This is a genomic window from Thauera sp. AutoDN2 (assembly GCF_051280715.1).
GTDB lineage: Bacteria > Pseudomonadota > Gammaproteobacteria > Burkholderiales > Rhodocyclaceae > Thauera.
In genome coordinates, this window is the sequence record NZ_JBNCAR010000090.1 from 1 (window position 1) to 1,838 (window position 1,838).

Here is a 1,838-nt window from a genome sequence, read left to right on the forward strand (position 1 = left end):
CCGGGGTTCGACACTTAACCCCGATTTTCGCCCCTTTTCGGAAAGTGCCTTCAGCACCGGCGCGGGTTTGAAGGCCATGATCGCAAAAGTGCTGTGGTGGCACGTCTGTAACAGCCGCCTTCAGACTTGACGAGGCCTTGCGCCTGGGTAAAGTAGCGGCATGCACGTCAAGCTCACCACCTCCGGAGGCCGCCGCTACGTCCAGCTCGTCGAGTCCTATCGCGACGAGGCGGGACGCGTGAAGAAGCGCACCGTCGCCACGCTCGGGCGCGCCGAGCAGGTCGATGGTTCGCTCGACGCGGTGATCAACGGCCTGCTGAAGGTCACTGGCCGCGAGCCGATGGGCGCCAAGCCGCCGGCACCGACGGTGTCGTTCGAGTCCGCGCGTGCGCTCGGTAACGTGTGGGCGCTGACCGAGCTGTGGAAATCGCTCGGCTTCTCGGGGCTGCGCCGGGTGTTCCGGCGCACGCGCCGAACCACCGACGTGGAAGCGCTGATCCGGCTGATGGTGCTCAACCGCCTGTGCGACCCCGAATCCAAGCTCGGTGTGCTGCGCTGGGTACAGACGGTGGCGCTGCCCGACTTCGGGCCGAAGGCGGTGACGCACCAGCAGTTGCTGCGCAGCCTCGATGCGCTGATGGATCACCAGGATGAGGTCGATGCGGTGATCGCCGGGCTGCTGCGCCCGCTGATCGACCAGGATCTGTCGGTGGTGTTCTACGACCTCACCACGATCCGCAGCGAAGGACTCAGCCAGCAGACCGGTGACGTGCGCCAGTACGGCATGGCCAAGGAAGGGCTGATTGCCCGCCAGTTCATGCTCGGCGTCGTCCAGACCGCCGAGGGGCTGCCGATCTACCACGAGGTGTTCGACGGCAACACGGCCGAGACGCGTACCTTGCTGCCGACACTCTCCAAGGTGCTCGAGCGCTTCCCGTCGGTGCAGCGCCTGGTGCTGGTCGCTGACCGGGGGCTGCTCAGCCTGGACAATCTCGAAGCGCTGAAGGCCGTGCGCCTGGCCAGCGGCAAGCCGCTCGAATTCATCGTCGCGGTGCCGGGCCGCCGATACAACGAGTTCATCGAGCTGCTCGAACCCTTCCACGAGCAGCAGTGCGCGACCGCCACCCATGAAGTGACCTCGGAGCAGGCCTGGAACAATCTGCGGCTGGTGGTCGCGCACGACCCGGTGACGGCCGCCACGAAGACCGAACAACGCAACGAGCGCATCGACGCGCTGATCCGCCAGGCAGACCAATGGAGCGGCAAGCTCACCGAGCAAGACGAAGGGGTAAAGCACCGGGGCCGCAAGCTCTCGGACAGCGGTGCCAAGGCGCGCTTCTACCATGCGGTCAGCGAAGCGCACCTGTCGCGCATCATCAAGGTCGATCTGGGCGAGGAGCTCTTGAGCTACCACATCGACGACAAGGCGAAGCGTCTTGTCGAAATGATGGACGGCAAGCTGCTGCTGGTGACCAATGCCGAGGGGCTCGCCGCGCAGAACGTGATTCAGCGCTACAAGTCGCTCGCCGACATCGAGCGCGGCTTCAAGGTGCTCAAGTCCGAGATCGAGATCGGCCCGGTGTATCACCGCCTGCCCGAGCGGATTCGCGCGCACGCGTCGATCTGCTTCATGGCGCTGATCCTGCACCGGGTGCGGCTGAACGGCGGCGAGCCAGTGATCGGGGTGTCGACGCTCAGCACGGAGCAGAACGAGGTGCTTCATGCATTAGGAATCGAAAAGCCAGCGGCGCCGGAGCAGCTGGCGCTGTTGTAGTGGCATTTTTGAAAGTCCGCTCTAGCAAAAACAAGCACTTGCGAGCGTAACTGTCGAACTCGGG

General features: G+C 64.7%; 1 protein-coding gene. It reads left to right on the forward strand.

Features of this window, described 5'->3' with window-relative positions; translation table 11 throughout:
• Window positions 1-160 precede the first annotated feature (160 nt).
• Window positions 161-1,774 (forward strand): IS1634 family transposase, encoded by a 1,614-nt coding sequence (locus ACPT9U_RS17595; protein ID WP_435751905.1) that lies wholly within the window; start codon window positions 161-163, stop codon window positions 1,772-1,774.
• Window positions 1,775-1,838 lie beyond the last annotated feature (64 nt).

Bases quoted from the DNA above. Each gene is read 5' to 3' on its own strand.
- ACPT9U_RS17595 (WP_435751905.1), top strand. From the start codon at position 161: ATGCACGTCAAGCTCACCACCTCCGGAGGCCGCCGCTACGTCCAGCTC.